The organism is Streptomyces endophyticus, assembly GCF_035798155.1.
Classification (GTDB): Bacteria; Actinomycetota; Actinomycetes; order Streptomycetales; family Streptomycetaceae; genus Streptomyces; species Streptomyces endophyticus.
In genome coordinates this window covers 91,145-105,858 of record NZ_JAOZYC010000149.1, presented here as the reverse complement: position 1 = coordinate 105,858, position 14,714 = coordinate 91,145, and the positions used below count along the sequence as shown (strand labels likewise).

16 protein-coding genes and 1 tRNA gene are annotated in these 14,714 nt (G+C 69.9%); 15 read left to right on the top strand and 2 right to left on the bottom strand.

Translation table 11 applies throughout. From position 1 onward, the window contains the following. Positions 1-77: 77 nt before the first annotated feature. Positions 78-1,292: a sensor histidine kinase gene (locus tag OKJ99_RS29450; protein WP_326020933.1), complete on the bottom strand. Its 1,215-nt coding sequence runs from the start codon at positions 1,290-1,292 to the stop codon at positions 78-80. Between the two features lie 194 nt (positions 1,293-1,486). On the opposite strand from OKJ99_RS29450, the gene OKJ99_RS29445 reads away from it, so the two are divergent. From OKJ99_RS29445 to OKJ99_RS29380, 14 genes are all read left to right on the top strand, one after another. Continuing rightward, positions 1,487-1,885: an NADH-quinone oxidoreductase subunit A gene (locus OKJ99_RS29445; protein WP_326020931.1), complete on the top strand. Its 399-nt coding sequence runs from the start codon at positions 1,487-1,489 to the stop codon at positions 1,883-1,885. A gap of 35 nt (positions 1,886-1,920) precedes the next feature. Further along, positions 1,921-2,541: an NADH-quinone oxidoreductase subunit B family protein gene (locus tag OKJ99_RS29440; RefSeq protein WP_326020930.1), complete on the top strand. Its 621-nt coding sequence runs from the start codon at positions 1,921-1,923 to the stop codon at positions 2,539-2,541. Continuing rightward, positions 2,538-3,413 (top strand): NADH-quinone oxidoreductase subunit C, encoded by an 876-nt coding sequence (locus OKJ99_RS29435; RefSeq protein WP_326020929.1) that lies wholly within the window; start codon positions 2,538-2,540, stop codon positions 3,411-3,413. The genes OKJ99_RS29440 and OKJ99_RS29435 overlap by 4 nt, the downstream gene beginning before the upstream one ends. Next, positions 3,410-4,378 carry a complex I subunit 1/NuoH family protein gene (locus OKJ99_RS29430; RefSeq protein WP_326020927.1) on the top strand — a complete coding sequence of 323 codons (969 nt, stop codon included), beginning with the start codon at positions 3,410-3,412 and terminating at the stop codon, positions 4,376-4,378. The genes OKJ99_RS29435 and OKJ99_RS29430 overlap by 4 nt, the downstream gene beginning before the upstream one ends. Then, the gene (locus tag OKJ99_RS29425) at positions 4,378-5,118 is read left to right on the top strand and encodes a NuoI/complex I 23 kDa subunit family protein (RefSeq protein WP_326020925.1); all 741 of its coding nucleotides are present in this window, start codon (positions 4,378-4,380) and stop codon (positions 5,116-5,118) included. The genes OKJ99_RS29430 and OKJ99_RS29425 overlap by 1 nt, the downstream gene beginning before the upstream one ends. Then, positions 5,115-5,714, top strand: a complete 600-nt coding sequence (locus OKJ99_RS29420) for an NADH-quinone oxidoreductase subunit J family protein (RefSeq protein ID WP_326020923.1) — start codon at positions 5,115-5,117, stop codon at positions 5,712-5,714. Before OKJ99_RS29425 ends, OKJ99_RS29420 begins: the two co-directional genes overlap by 4 nt. Then, positions 5,714-6,112, top strand: coding sequence for an NADH-quinone oxidoreductase subunit NuoK (nuoK, locus tag OKJ99_RS29415; RefSeq protein WP_326020922.1), 399 nt, complete (start codon positions 5,714-5,716; stop codon positions 6,110-6,112). Before OKJ99_RS29420 ends, nuoK begins: the two co-directional genes overlap by 1 nt. After that, a complete protein-coding gene (locus tag OKJ99_RS29410) occupies positions 6,109-8,136 on the top strand; it encodes an NADH-quinone oxidoreductase subunit 5 family protein (protein ID WP_326020920.1) in 2,028 nt (675 codons plus the stop codon). Before nuoK ends, OKJ99_RS29410 begins: the two co-directional genes overlap by 4 nt. A 6-nt stretch (positions 8,137-8,142) precedes the next feature. Continuing rightward, the gene (locus OKJ99_RS29405; RefSeq protein ID WP_326020918.1) at positions 8,143-9,735 is read left to right on the top strand and encodes an NADH-quinone oxidoreductase subunit M; all 1,593 of its coding nucleotides are present in this window, start codon (positions 8,143-8,145) and stop codon (positions 9,733-9,735) included. Next, positions 9,732-11,267, top strand: coding sequence for an NADH-quinone oxidoreductase subunit N (locus OKJ99_RS29400; protein WP_326020917.1), 1,536 nt, complete (start codon positions 9,732-9,734; stop codon positions 11,265-11,267). The genes OKJ99_RS29405 and OKJ99_RS29400 overlap by 4 nt, the downstream gene beginning before the upstream one ends. Positions 11,268-11,363: 96 nt before the next feature. After that, on the top strand, positions 11,364-11,819 hold the full coding sequence (locus tag OKJ99_RS29395) for a large conductance mechanosensitive channel protein MscL (protein ID WP_326020916.1): 456 nt from the start codon (positions 11,364-11,366) through the stop codon (positions 11,817-11,819). 185 nt (positions 11,820-12,004) lie between these two features. Next, complete coding sequence (gene htpX / locus OKJ99_RS29390) at positions 12,005-12,868, top strand: zinc metalloprotease HtpX (RefSeq protein ID WP_326020914.1); 864 nt, start codon at positions 12,005-12,007, stop codon at positions 12,866-12,868. Beyond that, the gene (locus OKJ99_RS29385) at positions 12,865-13,257 is read left to right on the top strand and encodes a YccF domain-containing protein (RefSeq protein ID WP_326020912.1); all 393 of its coding nucleotides are present in this window, start codon (positions 12,865-12,867) and stop codon (positions 13,255-13,257) included. Before htpX ends, OKJ99_RS29385 begins: the two co-directional genes overlap by 4 nt. A 223-nt stretch (positions 13,258-13,480) precedes the next feature. Beyond that, positions 13,481-13,753, top strand: a complete 273-nt coding sequence (locus OKJ99_RS29380; protein ID WP_326020910.1) for a GlsB/YeaQ/YmgE family stress response membrane protein — start codon at positions 13,481-13,483, stop codon at positions 13,751-13,753. 94 nt (positions 13,754-13,847) lie between these two features. Here OKJ99_RS29380 and OKJ99_RS29375 read toward each other — a convergent pair whose 3' ends face one another. Continuing rightward, on the bottom strand, positions 13,848-14,336 hold the full coding sequence (locus OKJ99_RS29375; RefSeq protein ID WP_326020908.1) for a YajQ family cyclic di-GMP-binding protein: 489 nt from the start codon (positions 14,334-14,336) through the stop codon (positions 13,848-13,850). A 224-nt stretch (positions 14,337-14,560) separates the two neighbouring features. On the opposite strand from OKJ99_RS29375, the gene OKJ99_RS29370 reads away from it, so the two are divergent. After that, positions 14,561-14,642, top strand: a tRNA-Tyr gene (locus tag OKJ99_RS29370). Positions 14,643-14,714 lie beyond the last annotated feature (72 nt).

Genomic DNA, 14,714 nt, shown 5'->3' with positions numbered 1-14,714 from the left:
CCGTTCCCCATCCCTCCTGGCGCCACCCTCCCGATCGGACCACCCACTCATGCACGCTTATGCACACCCAATCGTCATCAGTGGGCAGCAGTTCCGGGCCCCCGCCGTATCGGCTCGGTGGTCCTGTCGCGCCACGGCAGCTCCGCCGTGATCATGGTCGGGCCGCCGTCCGGCGAGTCCACGACGAACAGACCGTCGACCGCGTCGAGCCGCTCCGCGAGGCCCGACATGCCGGTCCCCTTGTCCAGGCTCGCGCCGCCCCGCCCGTCGTCCCACACCTGTATGAGCAGCCGGTCCTGCGAGCGCCACACGTCCACGGAGGCGGACCGCGCGCCGCTGTGCTTGCTCACGTTCTGGAGCAGCTCGGAGACCGTGAAGTACGCGATGCCCTCGATGGCCTCCGCGGGGCGGCCCGGCAGCTCGGCCGTCACCTTCACCGGCACCGTGCAGCGCGAGGCCACGGAGGACAGCGCCGCGTCGAGCCCGCGGTCGGTGAGGACCGCCGGGTGGATGCCGCGCGCCAGGTCCCGCAGCTCCTGCAGCGCGAGCTTGACCTCGCCGTGCGCCTCGTCGACCATCGCCGCCACCGCATCGTCGGCCTGGCCCTCCAGGAGCTTCTCCTTCGCGAGACCGAGGCCCATGGCCAGGTTGACCAGCCGGGCCTGCGCCCCGTCGTGCAGATCGCGCTCGATGCGCCGCAGGTCGGCGGCGGCCGTGTCGACGACGACGCCCCGGTCCGACTCGAGCTCCTCGATCCGCCGCTCCAACTCGTCGGAGGGGGAGAGCAGCGCCCGCACCATCGCCCGGTCCGCGTTGCCCAGACCGCGCGCGATGAAAGGCAGCACCGGCCACAGCACGAAAAGACCGACCAGCGTCAGGGTGAACGTCAGCACGGCCCACGGCAACCGGATCACTTCGTACAGCACCGTGCGCCAGCCCACCGGGTCCTTGAGCCCGGTCCACAGCCAGCCGAAGAAGCCGCCCCCGCGCCGCACCGGCAGCGGGCTCGGCTCCTCGATGCGCACGCCGAGCAGCGCCCGCGCCCGCCCGCGCTCCGCCTTGCCGAGCAGTCGCGCGCCGCTGAGCCCGGCGGCGATCAGTGGAAGCCCGATCACCGTGACCGTGAGCCCCGCGCCGAGGGCCACCATCGTGACGGCGTAGACGAATCCGAAGATGGACAGCGGGAAGCTGCTCAGGAGATAGGCGATCTCCTTCCACGTGGCGCTGTCGTACCCGAGTCGTGGCGGGGGCAGCACCGGATGGTCTTCGGGAGTGTCGAGTGGCTCGGTCATAACGGCAAGAGTGCCCTGGCCCGGGGCGGGGCACCATGAGGACGGCCGCCAAGTTGAGCGGGGGTTAACCCCACCACGCGCCACCTCTCGCCCAAGTCCCTCGGCCCCGGGCTGCTTACCGTCCCTTTAACAGGGCCTAGACTCCCGTGCGTACAGATCGTCGAACACAACGAACTCGCGAGGGGCGCAGGTACGTGACGGGATCGGACGTGACCGTCATTGCGGCGGACTACTTCCAGTCGTACTCGGTCGTCGGGCTGCTCGCCGTCGTCGGCGTGCTCTTCGTCGCCGTCGCCTTCGGCTCGGGGAAGCTGCTGCGCCCGGTGGTTCCCACCAGGGAAAAGTTCCTCACGTACGAATGCGGCGTCGACCCCGTCGGGGACGGCTGGGCCCACACCCAGGTCCGCTACTACGTGTACGCCTTCCTCTACGTGATCTTCGCGGTCGACTCGATCTTCCTCTTCCCCTGGGCCACGGTCTTCGCCGCGCCGGGATACGGCGCGACGACCCTCGTCGAGATGTTCATCTTCCTCGGCTTCCTCACCGTGGGCCTGCTGTACGCATACAAGAAGGGCGTCCTTACGTGGACGTGAGTGCCGTGACTCCTGCTCCCGAGACCCCTGCCCCCGTGACTCCTGTCCCCGTGACTCCTGCTCCCGTGGATCTGCCGGACCCCATCGGGCCGAAGAAGCTGGGCGTGCTCTCGCGGCTCGCCCCCGAGCCGATGAAGGTGGTCCTCAACTGGGGCCGCCGCTACAGCTTGTGGGTCTTCAACTTCGGCCTCGCCTGCTGCGCCATCGAGTTCATCGCCGCCTCCATGGCGCGCCACGACTTCATCCGGCTGGGCGTGATCCCGTTCGCACCGGGCCCGCGCCAGGCCGACCTGATGGTGGTCTCGGGCACGGTGACCGACAAGATGGCGCCCGCCGTGAAGCGGCTGTACGAGCAGATGCCCGAGCCGAAGTACGTCATCTCGTTCGGCGCCTGCTCCAACTGTGGCGGCCCGTACTGGGATTCGTACTCGGTGACCAAGGGCGTCGACCAGATCATCCCCGTCGATGTGTACGTACCCGGCTGCCCGCCCCGTCCCGAGGCGCTGCTCCAGGGCATCCTCAAGCTCCAGGAGAAGATCGCCCGCGAGTCGCTCGGCGAGCGGTACGCGTCCGCCGACGCGGCGGCGGGTCGGCCTTCTGCGGCCGCGCTGGGCAGCGGTCTCGTGCAGCCGCCGAAGCCGGGGGGTGCGGCATGAGCGCGGGCTGGCTGCCGAGCCCCGTCGAGGAGCTGTTCGGCGCCGACGCCACGGTCGAGGAGGCGTACGACCTGCTGACCGTCGACGTTCCGGCGGCCGAGTGGATCACAGCTCTGACGACGGCCCGTACGACGCTGGAGTGCACGTATTTCGACTGGCTGAGCGCCGTCGACGAGCCGGAGGTCGGCTTCCGCGTGTGCGCGCACGTCGCCGCCGTGGCACCCGGGTCCGTACGCCGCCTGCTGCTGCGCACGACCGTTCCGCACGCGGCACCGGTGCTCGCGTCGGCGGTCGACGTGTACGCGGGCGCGGCCTGGCACGAGCGCGAGACGCACGAGATGTTCGGCGTCGACTTCACCGACCACCCGGGCCTCGACCCGCTCCTCCTGCCCGACGGCTTCGAGGGCCATCCGCTGCGCAAGGACTTCGTGCTCGCGGCCCGCGTCGCGAAGGCGTGGCCCGGCGCGAAGGAGCCGGGGGAGTCCGAGCACGGCGGCCCCAAGCGACGCCAGATGCTGCCACCCGGCGTCCCCGACCCGAACGAATGGGGGCCGCAGAAGGGGCAGTTGCCGCCTGCACCGGCCCGGCCCGCGCGGGGTGCGCGCGCCGCGGGCGCCGAGCGCCCCGCGCGGCGTACGCGGTCCGTGAGTCAGGGCTCGGCGAGTCAGGCGGCCGCACCTGCGGACGGTCCCGCGAAGGCCCCGGAGCCCGCGCCGGCACCCCGCCCCAGCGACGCGCCCTGGCACCACGCCAAGCCGGCCTTCGACGAGGAGTCGGCGAAGCCGGAAGCCACTCCGGAAGCCACTCAGGAAGTCGCTCCGAAAGCCACTCCGGACGAGAATCCGACGGACAACAACGGAGGCAACGAGTGAACGACGCTCTCGACGTCGCCCTGCGCCTCGCCGTCGTCTTCGTCGCCTTCCTGGTGCTGCCCCTGGTCGTCGGCCAGACCGAACACAAGGTCATGGCCCACATGCAGGGCCGCCTCGGCCCCATGTACGCGGGTGGTTTCCACGGCTGGGCCCAACTGGTCGCCGACGGCGTCAAGTTCGCACAGAAGGAGGACGTGGTCCCGGCCGATGCCGACCGCCGCGTCTTCCAACTCGCCCCCGCGGTGGCCCTCCTCCCGTATCTCCTCGTGCTGCTCGCCATCCCGGTCGGCCCCGGCGACGGCGCGGTCGGCGCCGTCATCGACGCGGGCATCTTCTTCGTTCTCGCGGTCATGGGCGTCGGCGTCCTCGGCTCGCTGATGGCGGGCTGGGCGAGCGCCAACAAGTTCTCCCTCCTGGGCGGCCTGCGCACGGCCGCCCAACTCCTGGCGTACGAACTCCCGATGCTGCTCGCGGCGGCCTCCGTGGCGATGGCCGCGGGAACGGTCTCCCTCCCCGGCATCCTCGACGCCTTCGAGTGGTGGTGGCTGCCCTGGCAGATCGTCGGCGCCCTCGTCTTCTTCGTGGCGGGTCTGGCGGAGCTGCAACGGCCGCCGTTCGACATGCCGGTCGCCGACTCCGAGATCATCTTCGGTGCGTACACCGAGTACACGGGCCTGCGCTTCGCCCTGTTCCTGCTCGCCGAGTACGCGGGCATCGTGGTGCTCTGCGGACTGACCACCGTGCTGTTCCTGGGCGGCTGGCACGGGCCGTGGGGCGCCGAAGGGCTGGGCTGGGTGTGGACCCTGCTCAAGACCGCCGTCCTGGCCTTCGTCGTCATCTGGCTCCGCGTCACGTACCCCCGCCTGCGCGAGGACCAGTTGCAGAAGCTCGCCTGGACCACCCTCGTCCCCCTCGCCCTCGCGCAGATCGCGCTCACCGGAATCGTGAAGGTGGCGATCAACTAGTGCCCCCGATCCCTGGCAGCGGCCTGGCCAAGGGCCTCGCCGTCACCCTCCGCACGATGACGCGCAAGACCGTCACCGAGCAGTACCCCGACGCCCAGCCCGAACTCCCGCCCCGTACCCGTGGCGTGATCGGTCTGTTCGAGGAGAACTGCACGGTCTGCATGCTGTGCGCCCGCGAGTGCCCCGACTGGTGCATCTACATCGACTCCCACAAGGAGACGGTGCCACCGGCCGTCGAGGGCGGCCGCGAGCGCAGCCACAACGTCCTCGACCGTTTCGCCATCGACTTCTCCCTCTGCATGTACTGCGGTATCTGCATCGAGGTGTGCCCTTTCGACGCGCTGTTCTGGTCCCCGGAGTTCGAGTACGCCGAGACCGACATCCGCGAGCTCACCCACGAACGCGACAAGCTCCGCGAGTGGATGTGGACGGTCCCGTCCCCGCCCGCCCTCGACCCCGCGGCCGAGGACCCCAAGGAACTGACGGCAGCCCGCAAAACCGCGGACAAACTGTCAGCAGCCCAGGAAACGGCAGCCCAGGAGGCAGCGGCCCAGGCGGCGGCGACCCAGGAGCCCCCGGCCGGCGGTCCCGCGGCCGGAGACCCCTCGGCCCCGGCCCCCGGCCCGAAGGCCACCCCCGATGCCCCTGGAAACGGCCCTGGAAACGGCCCCGGAAACGGCCCCGGAAACGGCCCTGGAAACAGCCCCGGAAATGACCCCGGAGAGGAGCCCACCGCATGACCCTCGCCGCATCGGCGGCCGTCGCCACGGCAGCCGACAGTCCCGGGTTCCTCTCCCCGTCGGGCGTCGAGATCGCCTTCGTGCTCGTGGGCCTCGTGACCTTCGCCGCGGCGATCGTCACCGTCACCACGAAGCAACTGGTGCACGCCGCCCTGTGGCTGGTCGTCGCCCTCGGCGGGCTCGCCGTCGAGTACCTCCTGCTCACAGCCGAGTTCATCGCCTGGGTGCAGGTCCTCATCTACGTCGGTTCCGTCGTGGTCCTCCTCCTGTTCGGCCTGATGCTGACCCGCGCCCCCATCGGCCGCTCACCGGACGCGGACAGCCCCAACCGCTGGGCCGCCCTGACCGTGGCCATCGCCTCCGCCGCCGCCCTGATCTGGGTCGTCGTCGACGCGTTCCGGACGACCTGGATCGACCTCGGCGGCCCTGTCCAGGGCAGCACGGACGTGACCGGCTCGATCCTCTTCAAGCACTGGGTCCTGCCGTTCGAGGCGCTCTCGGTCCTGCTCCTCGCCGCCCTGGTCGGCGCGATCGTCCTGTCCCGCAAGAAGAACGCCGACACCGCCCCGGCAGCCGAAGGCGAGGGAACCCGCTGATGCACCTCGCCTACCCCGCCGTCCTCTCCTCCCTCCTCTTCTGCACGGGCCTGTACGGCGTGCTGGCCCGCCGCAACGCGATCCTGGTCCTGATGTCGGTCGAGCTGATGCTCAACGCCGTCAACCTGAACCTCGTCGCCTTCGACGTCTGGCTGCGCGACACCCTCCACGCGGGCCAGGCCCTGACCCTGTTCACCATCGCCATCGCCGCCGCCGAGATCGGCATCGGCCTGGCGATCGTCCTGGCCGTCCACCGCAACCGCGGCACGTCGGACATCGACAAGCTGCGCGACTCCGCCGAGCCCCGCGACCCGGACGACGACCCGCACGACCCGTCCGGGACACCGGCGGCCACCACCGCCGACACCACGGACGAGAAGGCCGAGGCCACCACGTGACCACGACGAACCTCGCCGTACTCGTCCCCCTCCTGCCGTTCCTCGGCGCCGTCGCCGGCCTGCTCCTCGGCCGCACAGCTCCGGGCTTCGCCCGCCCGCTGGCCGTCCTGCCGACGCTGGCCGCGCTGGCCCTCGCCGCTGTTGTCGCCCTCGACCAGGGCGGCGGCACGGGCAACGGCACCGCTGCCCTCGACGCGCACACCCAGCTCGCCCCGACCGGCTCCGTGCCGATCGAACTCGCCCTGCACATCGACGGCTTCGCCGCCCTCGTCGCCCTCCTCGTCGGCCTGGTCGCGACCTGCGTGCAGATCTACTCGACGGGCTATCTGCGCGACGACCCGCGCTACCCCTCGTACGCCGCGCTCGTCTCGCTCTTCACCTCCGCGATGCTCCTGGTCGTCTACTCGGGCGACCTGATGGTCCTGCTCGTCGGCTGGGAAGTCATGGGCATCTGCTCGTACTTCCTCGTCGGCCACTACTGGGAGACCCCCGAGGCACGGGCCGCCTCCCTCAAGGCGTTCCTGGTCACGAAGCTCGGCGACGTCCCCTTCCTCATCGGCCTGTTCGCGCTCGCCGTGGACGCGGGCTCGTTCCGCATCACGACGATCCTGGGCAAGGTCACGAGCGAGGCGGGCCTCGACCACCCGACCCTGATCGCCCTTCTGCTCCTGGCCGGTGTGGCGGGCAAGTCCGCGCAGTTCCCGCTGCACACCTGGCTGCCCGACGCGATGGCGGGCCCCACGCCCGTCTCCGCGCTGATCCATGCCGCGACGATGGTCGCCGCCGGCGTCTACTTTGTCGCCCGTCTCCTCCCGGTCTTCGCCGCCTCGCAGGCAGCGCTGATCGTCCTCGCGGTCATGGCCGCGACGACCATGGTCGGGTCGGCCCTCGCCGCGCTCGCCCAGGACGACATCAAGCGCGTCCTCGCGTACTCGACGGTCGGCCAACTCGGCTACATGACCGGCGCCCTCGCCGTCGGCAGCCGTGACGCCGCCGTCTTCCACCTCCTCTCGCACGGCGCCTTCAAGGCGCTGCTGTTCCTCGGGGCGGGCGTGATCATCCACGCCGCCGGCACCAACTCGCTGGCCGCGATGTCCCGCATGAAGGGCCTGCGCGACCGCGTGCCGGACGCCTTCTGGACGATGACCGTGGCGCTGCTCGCGCTCGCCGCGATCCCGCCGTTCAGCGGCTTCTTCTCCAAGGAGGCCGTCCTCGGCGCCGCCGAGCACACCGCCACCGGCCAGGAGAACGGCGCCCTGACCGCGCCGACCGCGGCCGGCTGGATCGTCCTCGTGGCGGGCCTGATCACGGCCCTGCTCACCGCCGCCTACGCGACCCGGCTCTGGCTCCTCGCGTTCAAGGGCAGCGGCACGGAGGCCCCCGACCACGGCAAGCAACCGGTCACGATGAACGTCGTCCTGTGGGTCCTGGCGATCCCCTCCCTCGGCTTCGGACTGCTCGCGGGTGTGCTCCCCGACTGGTTCGACGGCACGTCCCTCACCCCGACGCTGACCACCTCCGTCCTCGGCACCGGCTTCGCCCTCGTCGGCGGCCTGGTCACCTATGCGGCTTGGCGCCACACCACCGCGCTGGCGGCCCGCCGCACCCCGATCGGCGCCGTCGCGGTCGATACGGAGTCCGGCGACGCGGGCCTGGTCGAGGCCGAGGCCATCGCGACACACACCCCCGCGTACGGCGACATCGCGAGCGCCCCGGACCCGGCCGACCCCGGCCGTCTGCTGCTCGGCCCGCTGCACCGCCACGCCGCCGTCGGCTTCCACCTCGACGCCGTCTACGCGGCGCTCTTCGTCCGCCCGGTGCAGGCCGGCGCCGCACTGGTCCGCTACCTCGACCGCGCCGTCGTCGACACCTACGTACGTGGGGCGGCCGAAGCGCCGAAGGCGCTGGGCTGGGCCGTGCGCAGGGCCCAGACCGGAAACGTGCAGACCTACCTCAGCGCACTGCTCGCAGGCACCGTCGTCCTGGTGGTCGCCGTCGTCCTCGTCGCCACCGCCGGAGCGTGAGCAGCCGTGATCGATATCAGCGAATCCGTGATGCAGTTCCTTCTCGCATTGATCGTCGTCGGCCCGCTCATCGGTGCCGTTCTCGCCCTTCTCCCGGCCCCGCCAGGGCTGAAGGGGAACTCCCCGGACCAGGCCGTGCTCCGCCACGGCGTGACCGTGACCGGCGTGATCCTCATCGCCGCGATCGCCCTCGCGCTCGGCTTCGACCACGACCAGCCGTCGAGAATGCAGGCGACGACCGACATCAGCTGGATCCCCGCGCTCGACGTGCGTATCCACCTCGGCATCGACGGCATCTCCCTCCCCCTCCTCGTGCTCACGGCGCTGCTGACGTTCCTGTGCGCGCTGTACTCCTACTTCCACATGCCGACCGGGCCGTCCCCCAAGGCGTTCGTCGCCCTGATCCTCGTCCTGGAATCGGGGACGCTCGCGACCTTCGCCGTCCTGGACCTCCTCCTCTTCTTCCTCGCGTTCGAGATGGTTCTCATCCCGATGTACTTCCTCATCGCCCGCTGGGGCGGCGAGCAACGGGCGCAGGCAGCCTGGAAGTTCATCCTCTTCACGCTGCTCGGCTCGGTCGTGATGCTGCTCGGACTCCTCCTTATCGGCGTTAAGTCGGGCACGTTCGACATGATGGCACTCGCCACTGACAACGGCCGGGGCCTGACCACATCCGTGCAGGTCATCGCCGTTCTGGCGATCGGAATCGGGCTCGCCGTGAAGACCCCGATGTGGCCGCTGCACAGCTGGCTGCCCGACGCCCACACCGCCGCCCCGACCGTCGGCTCCGTCCTCCTCGCCGGCGTCCTGCTGAAGATGGGTACGTACGGGTTCGTCCGGATCCTGCTCCCCATCGCGCCCGACGGAATGCGGACCTTCGCGCCGTACCTCGCCGCGCTTGCCGTCGTCGGGATCATCTACGGGTCACTGGCCTGCCTGAACCTGGCCAAGCAGGGCGCGCAGGGCGACCTCAAGCGCCTCATCGCGTACTCCTCCGTCGGCCACATGGGCTTCGTACTGCTCGGCATCTCGACGATGAGCCCGACCGGCGTGAACGGCGCGCTGTTCGCCAACATCGCCCACGGCCTCATCACCGGCCTCCTCTTCTTCCTCGTCGGCGCGCTCAAGGACCGGACCGGCACCAGCGACCTCGACGCCCTCTCCGAGCAGGGCGGTATGGCCCTGTACGGCAAGGCGCCGCGCCTCGGCGGCCTCCTCGCCTTCGCCGCCGTCGCCTCGCTCGGGCTGCCGGGGCTCGCCGGTTTCTGGGGCGAAATGCTCGCGCTGTTCGGCGCGTTCAAGCCCGCCGACGAGCTCAGCCGCCCGGCCTTCCTCGTCTTCATGGCGATCGCGGCCTTCGGCACGCTGCTCACCGCCGCGTACATGCTCATCGTGGTCCGCCGCGTCTGCATGGGCCCGCGCCCCAAGGAGGCCCTGGCGGCTCCGGAGGCGCCCGTGCTCGCCGACGTACGCGGCTACGAGTTCGCCACCTGGACCCCGCTCGTCGCCCTCACCGTGCTCGCGGGTCTGTGGCCCGCCGCCCTGCTCGGCCTCACGAACCCCGCCGTGCAGAAGCTCCTCGCAGGAGGCCTCCAGTGATCGCCGTCGCCGCGCCCTCCGTGGCGTCCCTCGTCCAGTCCGTCGACTGGGTCGCCATCGCGCCGCCCACGATCGCGGCGGTCGTGGCCCTCGTCGTGCTGGTCGCCGACCTGTTCGTGGCCGAGCGCCGCAAGCCGGTCCTGGGCTGGATCTCCATCGCGGGCCTGGCGGCCGCGGCACTCGCGCTGCTGCCGCTGATCGGGGACGAGCGCTCCACGTTCTGCCTCAAGGGTGTGTCGTACGACGCCTGCAGTTACACGGCGGACCGCTTCACGCTCGTCATCCAGTTCCTGGTCCTGGCCGGTGCCCTGCTCACCGCGCTGCTCTCGGTCAGCTCCCTGAAGGACGCCAAGAACGCGGGCAGGCCCCTCCCCGAAGGGGAGTTCTGGTTCCTCCTCCTGTCCTCCGCCGCGGGCGCGGCCCTGCTGCCCGCGTCCCGCGACCTGGCCACGCTCGTCGTCGCCCTGGAAGTCGCCTCGCTCCCCGCCTTCGCCCTCGTGGGCCTCAAGCACGGCGACAAGCGCTCCTCCGACGCGGCCCTGAAGTTCTTTCTCTCCTCGGTCACCGCGACCGCCGTCACCCTGCTCGGCGTGAGCTTCGTGTACGCCTCCACGGGCACCCTGCACCTCACGCGGGTCGCCACCGAACTCACCCACGTGGACGGGCAGTTCCACACCCTGGCCCAGACCGGCGTCGCGCTCACCCTCGTGGGCTTCGCCTTCAAGACGGCCGCCGTACCCTTCCACTTCTGGGTACCCGACACCTACGTAGGCGCGCCGTTGCCGATCGCCGCCTACTTGTCGGTCATCGGCAAGGCCGTCGGCTTCTCCGGCCTCATCCTCGTCACGGTCGTCGCGTTCCCCTCGTACGCCGACGTGTGGGGTCCGGCCCTCGCCGCGCTCGCCGCGCTGACCATGACCGTCGGAAACGTGGCCGCCATCCGGCAGCAGGCCACGCGCGCGTACAGCGCCGTCCGCCTGCTCGCCTGGTCCTCCGTCGGCCAGGCCGGCTACCTCCTGGTGCCGATCGCCGCGGCCGCCTACTCCGACGACCCCCAGAAGTCGATCGGCTCCACCCTCGCGTACGCCCTCATGTACGCCGCGGTGAACCTCGGTGCCTTCGCCGTGGCCGCTCTGGTCGCCCGTACGAAGCCGCTGAACCGCATCAGCGACTACCGGGGCCTGTACGCCTCGCACCCGCTCGCCGCGCTCGTCCTGGGCTTCTTCCTGCTGTGTCTCGCGGGGCTGCCGCCGGGCATCATCGGCCTGTTCGCGAAGGTCACGGTCTTCTCGGCGGCCGTCGACGCGGGGCTCGGCTGGCTCGCCGTCGTCATGGCCGTGAACGTCGTGATCGCGCTCTTCTACTACCTCCAGTGGACCGCGACGCTCTTCCGCGCACCTGAAGGCGAACCTGCCGTCCACCGCGCGTCCAGGCCGCTCACAGCGGCGATCGCCGTCACCGCCGTCATCGGAGTGGCCCTCTCCGGCGCACCCCAATTGGTCCTGCGTTTTGCCTCGACGGGCCTCTTCTAGGCACCCTCGTACGGCACCACACGTGGCACTACACGTACGGGCCGCCTCCCGGCCCACACCAATGACCACAGCCCCCACATCAAGGAGACAGGCGTCGTGCTGAGCGGGTTCAAGGACTTCATCCTTCGCGGAAACATCATCACGATGGCCATCGGCCTCGCGGTCGGAACCGCGTTCACGGCTGTGGTCACCGCACTCAGTACGGCTTTCATCGCGCCGCTCATCGGCGTCGCCACGAAGTCCACCGGCGACTTCGGTGAGGCGCACTTCACGGTCGAGGGCACCGACTTCCCGTACGGCAAGTTCGTCAGCGCGATCATCGCCTTCCTGATCACCGCCGCGGTGCTCTACTTCTGCATCGTCGTCCCGATGATGAAGCTCCAGGCGCGCCTGGACCGCGGCAAGCCCGTCGACATCAAGGCGGCCCTGCGCGACTGCCCGCGCTGCTACACCCAGATCCCCGGCGTCGCCACCCGCTGCGCGCACTGCACGAGCGAGATCGAGCCGGACCCGGAGGCCCTGGAACTGGCGGGTCTGCCGCAGCAGCGCTGACCCGGTCGGCCTACAGGCCCGCACGGCCCGTCCCGAGCGGACAAGGGAACTCGTCCTCCTCGTCTGGCGTTGACCAGTCAGGGAGGGTCCACTGGACGTGGAAGCACGCACAGGCTTCAGACCCAGTGGAAGCAGCAGACAAGCAAGCAGTGGGTTCCCCTGCCGCACCATCAGGAGGACGTACCGTGCACCGCCGGCACAACGGGTTGAAGACCGCCGTACTCCTTGGAGGCCTGTCCGCCCTCATCCTCGTCATCGGCAGCTTCTTCGGCCGTACGGGGCTCATCGTCGGGCTCGTCATCGCTCTGGGGACGAACGCGTACGCGTACTGGAACAGCGACAAGCTGGCCCTGCGCGCGATGCGCGCCCGCCCGGTGAGCGAATTCGAGGCGCCCGCGCTGTACCGGATGGTGCGCGAGCTCTCCACGCAGGCGCGTCAGCCCATGCCGCGGCTGTACATCTCTCCCACGGAGGCGCCGAACGCGTTCGCGACGGGCCGCAACCCGCGCAACGCCGCGGTGTGCTGCACCGAGGGAATCCTGCGCATCCTGGACGAGCGAGAGCTGCGCGGTGTCATCGGGCACGAGCTGAGCCATGTCTACAACCGCGACATCCTGATCTCCTCCGTCGCCGGAGCCCTCGCCTCCGTGATCATGTTCCTGGTCAACTTCGCGTGGCTGATCCCGGTCGGCCGCTCGAACGACGACGACGGCCCCGGCATCTTCGGAATGCTCCTGATCATGATCCTGGGGCCACTTGCGGCGTCCCTGATCCAGCTCGCCATCAGCCGCTCCCGCGAGTACGAGGCCGATGCCTCGGGGGCCCAGCTGACCGGTGACCCGCTGGCCCTGGCGAGCGCCCTGCGCAAGCTCGAGGCGGGCACGAAGCAGCTGCCCCTGCCGCCCGAGCCGCGCATCGAGACGGCGAGCCACATGATGATCGCCAACCCCTTCCGCCCCGGCCAGGGAATGTCGAAGATGTTCTCCACGCACCCGCCGATGGCGGAGCGCATCTCCCGGCTCGAGCAGATGGCAGGTCGCCAACAGTGAAGACAATCCTCAACGTCATCTGGCTGATCCTGAGCGGCTTCTGGCTGTTCCTCGGCTACGTTCTGGCCGGCGTCCTGCTGTGCATCACCATCATCGGTATCCCGTTCGGCATCGCCGCCTTCAGGATCGGCGTCTACGCCCTGTGGCCCTTCGGGAAGACGACGGTCGAGCGCAGGGACGCGGGCGCGCCCTCCTGCGTCGGCAACGTCCTGTGGCTGATCCTCGCGGGCTGGTGGCTGGCCCTGGCGCACATCGTCACGGGCCTCGCCCTGTGTGTGACGATCATCGGCATCCCGTTCGGCATCGCCAACTTCAAGATGATCCCGATCTCGCTGCTGCCGCTCGGCCGCGAGATCGTGCCCACGGACCAGCCGTTCGCGACGCGCTGAGGTGCCGCTGAGGCGCTGAGCCGGGCCGCCACCGGCATCGCGCGCGTACCGCCGAGGCCCGCACGCCAAAGGGCTCGTGCAACCACACCATGCCTATCTGTCGTCCTTCTGGGCAGCAGGGGGCCAGGGCGACGACGTCCACGGCGCCCCGGCGAGAATGACGTAACAAGGCGCCGTAGCAAGGCAGTAGGCGCCACAGCACTACAGAGGGGCAGAACGCGGCATGGGCATCATCGGCTGGATCATCCTTGGACTGCTGGCCGGTGCCATCGCCAAGTTCCTGTTGCCCGGCCGGGACCCGGGCGGCTTGGTCGGCACCATCCTCATCGGCGTCGCGGGTTCCTTCATCGGCGGCTGGATATCGTCCCGTTGGCTGGACCGCCCCATATCCACGGACTTCTACGACGGCGCGACCTGGGTCGCCGCGATCGGTGGCGCCCTCGTCCTCCTGATCGCCTACCGCATCTTCTTCGGCGACTCGCGCAGTCGCCGCTGAGCTGCAGCCGGCAGCAAGGAGGGGCGGCACCCGTCGGGTGCCGCCCCTTCGCTTACGTAGGACGCTGTGAAGCATCCCTGTAGGCAGTCCGGTCCTACCGGTAGTTCACGTACTGCAGCGCGAAGTCGAAGTCCTTGCCCTTGAGCAACTGCTGGACGGTCTGCAGGTCGTCACGGCTCTTCGAGCTGACGCGCAGCTCGTCGCCCTGCACCTGCGCCTTGACGCCCTTCGGGCCCTCGTCGCGGATCGTCTTCGCGACCTTCTTGGCGTTCTCCTGGGAGATGCCCTCCTCGATGGAGGCGAAGATCTTGTACTCCTTGCCGGAAAGCTGCGGCTCGCCCGCGTCCAGCGACTTCAGCGAGATCCCGCGCTTGACCAGCTTGGTCTGGAAGATGTCGAGGATGGCCAAGACCCGCTCCTCGCCATTGGCCTCCATCAGGATCTTCTCGCCGGACCAGGAGATGGATGCGCCCACGTTCTTGAAGTCGTAGCGCTGCGAGATCTCCTTGGCGGCCTGGTTGAGCGCGTTGTCGACCTCCTGCCGCTCGACCTTCGAGACGATGTCGAAACTGGAGTCGGCCATGTCCTGTGGCTCCTTGTATCGGGGGTTGATCGGGTACTGGTCGGGTTCCGACCGGGTTCTGCTCTGGCTGCGCGCCGGGGAAGTCGCGCCAGGAGCAGCCTAGCCACCGTGTCGCGCCCGGCCGCCGATCAATTGGGTGGCGAAGCACCCCTGTGCATCAGGTATTGTTTACGTCGTTGCCAGCGAGCACCGCCGCAAGGCGGGACCCGAGGCAGCAAACCCAAGGCGGTGTGCCCGAGCGGCCAAAGGGAGCAGACTGTAAATCTGCCGGCTCAGCCTTCCCAGGTTCGAATCCTGGCGCCGCCACACTTGGGGGAAGCCCCCTCTGAACTGCGTAAATGCAGTCCAGAGGGGGCTTCGTCGTGTTCGGGGTGACCT

Bases quoted from the DNA above. Each gene is read 5' to 3' on its own strand.
- OKJ99_RS29450 (WP_326020933.1), bottom strand. From the start codon at position 1,292: ATGACCGAGCCACTCGACACTCCCGAAGACCATCCGGTGCTGCCCCCG.
- OKJ99_RS29435 (WP_326020929.1), top strand. From the start codon at position 2,538: ATGAGCGCGGGCTGGCTGCCGAGCCCCGTCGAGGAGCTGTTCGGCGCC.
- OKJ99_RS29420 (WP_326020923.1), top strand. From the start codon at position 5,115: ATGACCCTCGCCGCATCGGCGGCCGTCGCCACGGCAGCCGACAGTCCC.
- nuoK (WP_326020922.1), top strand. From the start codon at position 5,714: ATGCACCTCGCCTACCCCGCCGTCCTCTCCTCCCTCCTCTTCTGCACG.
- OKJ99_RS29380 (WP_326020910.1), top strand. From the start codon at position 13,481: ATGGGCATCATCGGCTGGATCATCCTTGGACTGCTGGCCGGTGCCATC.
- OKJ99_RS29375 (WP_326020908.1), bottom strand. From the start codon at position 14,336: ATGGCCGACTCCAGTTTCGACATCGTCTCGAAGGTCGAGCGGCAGGAG.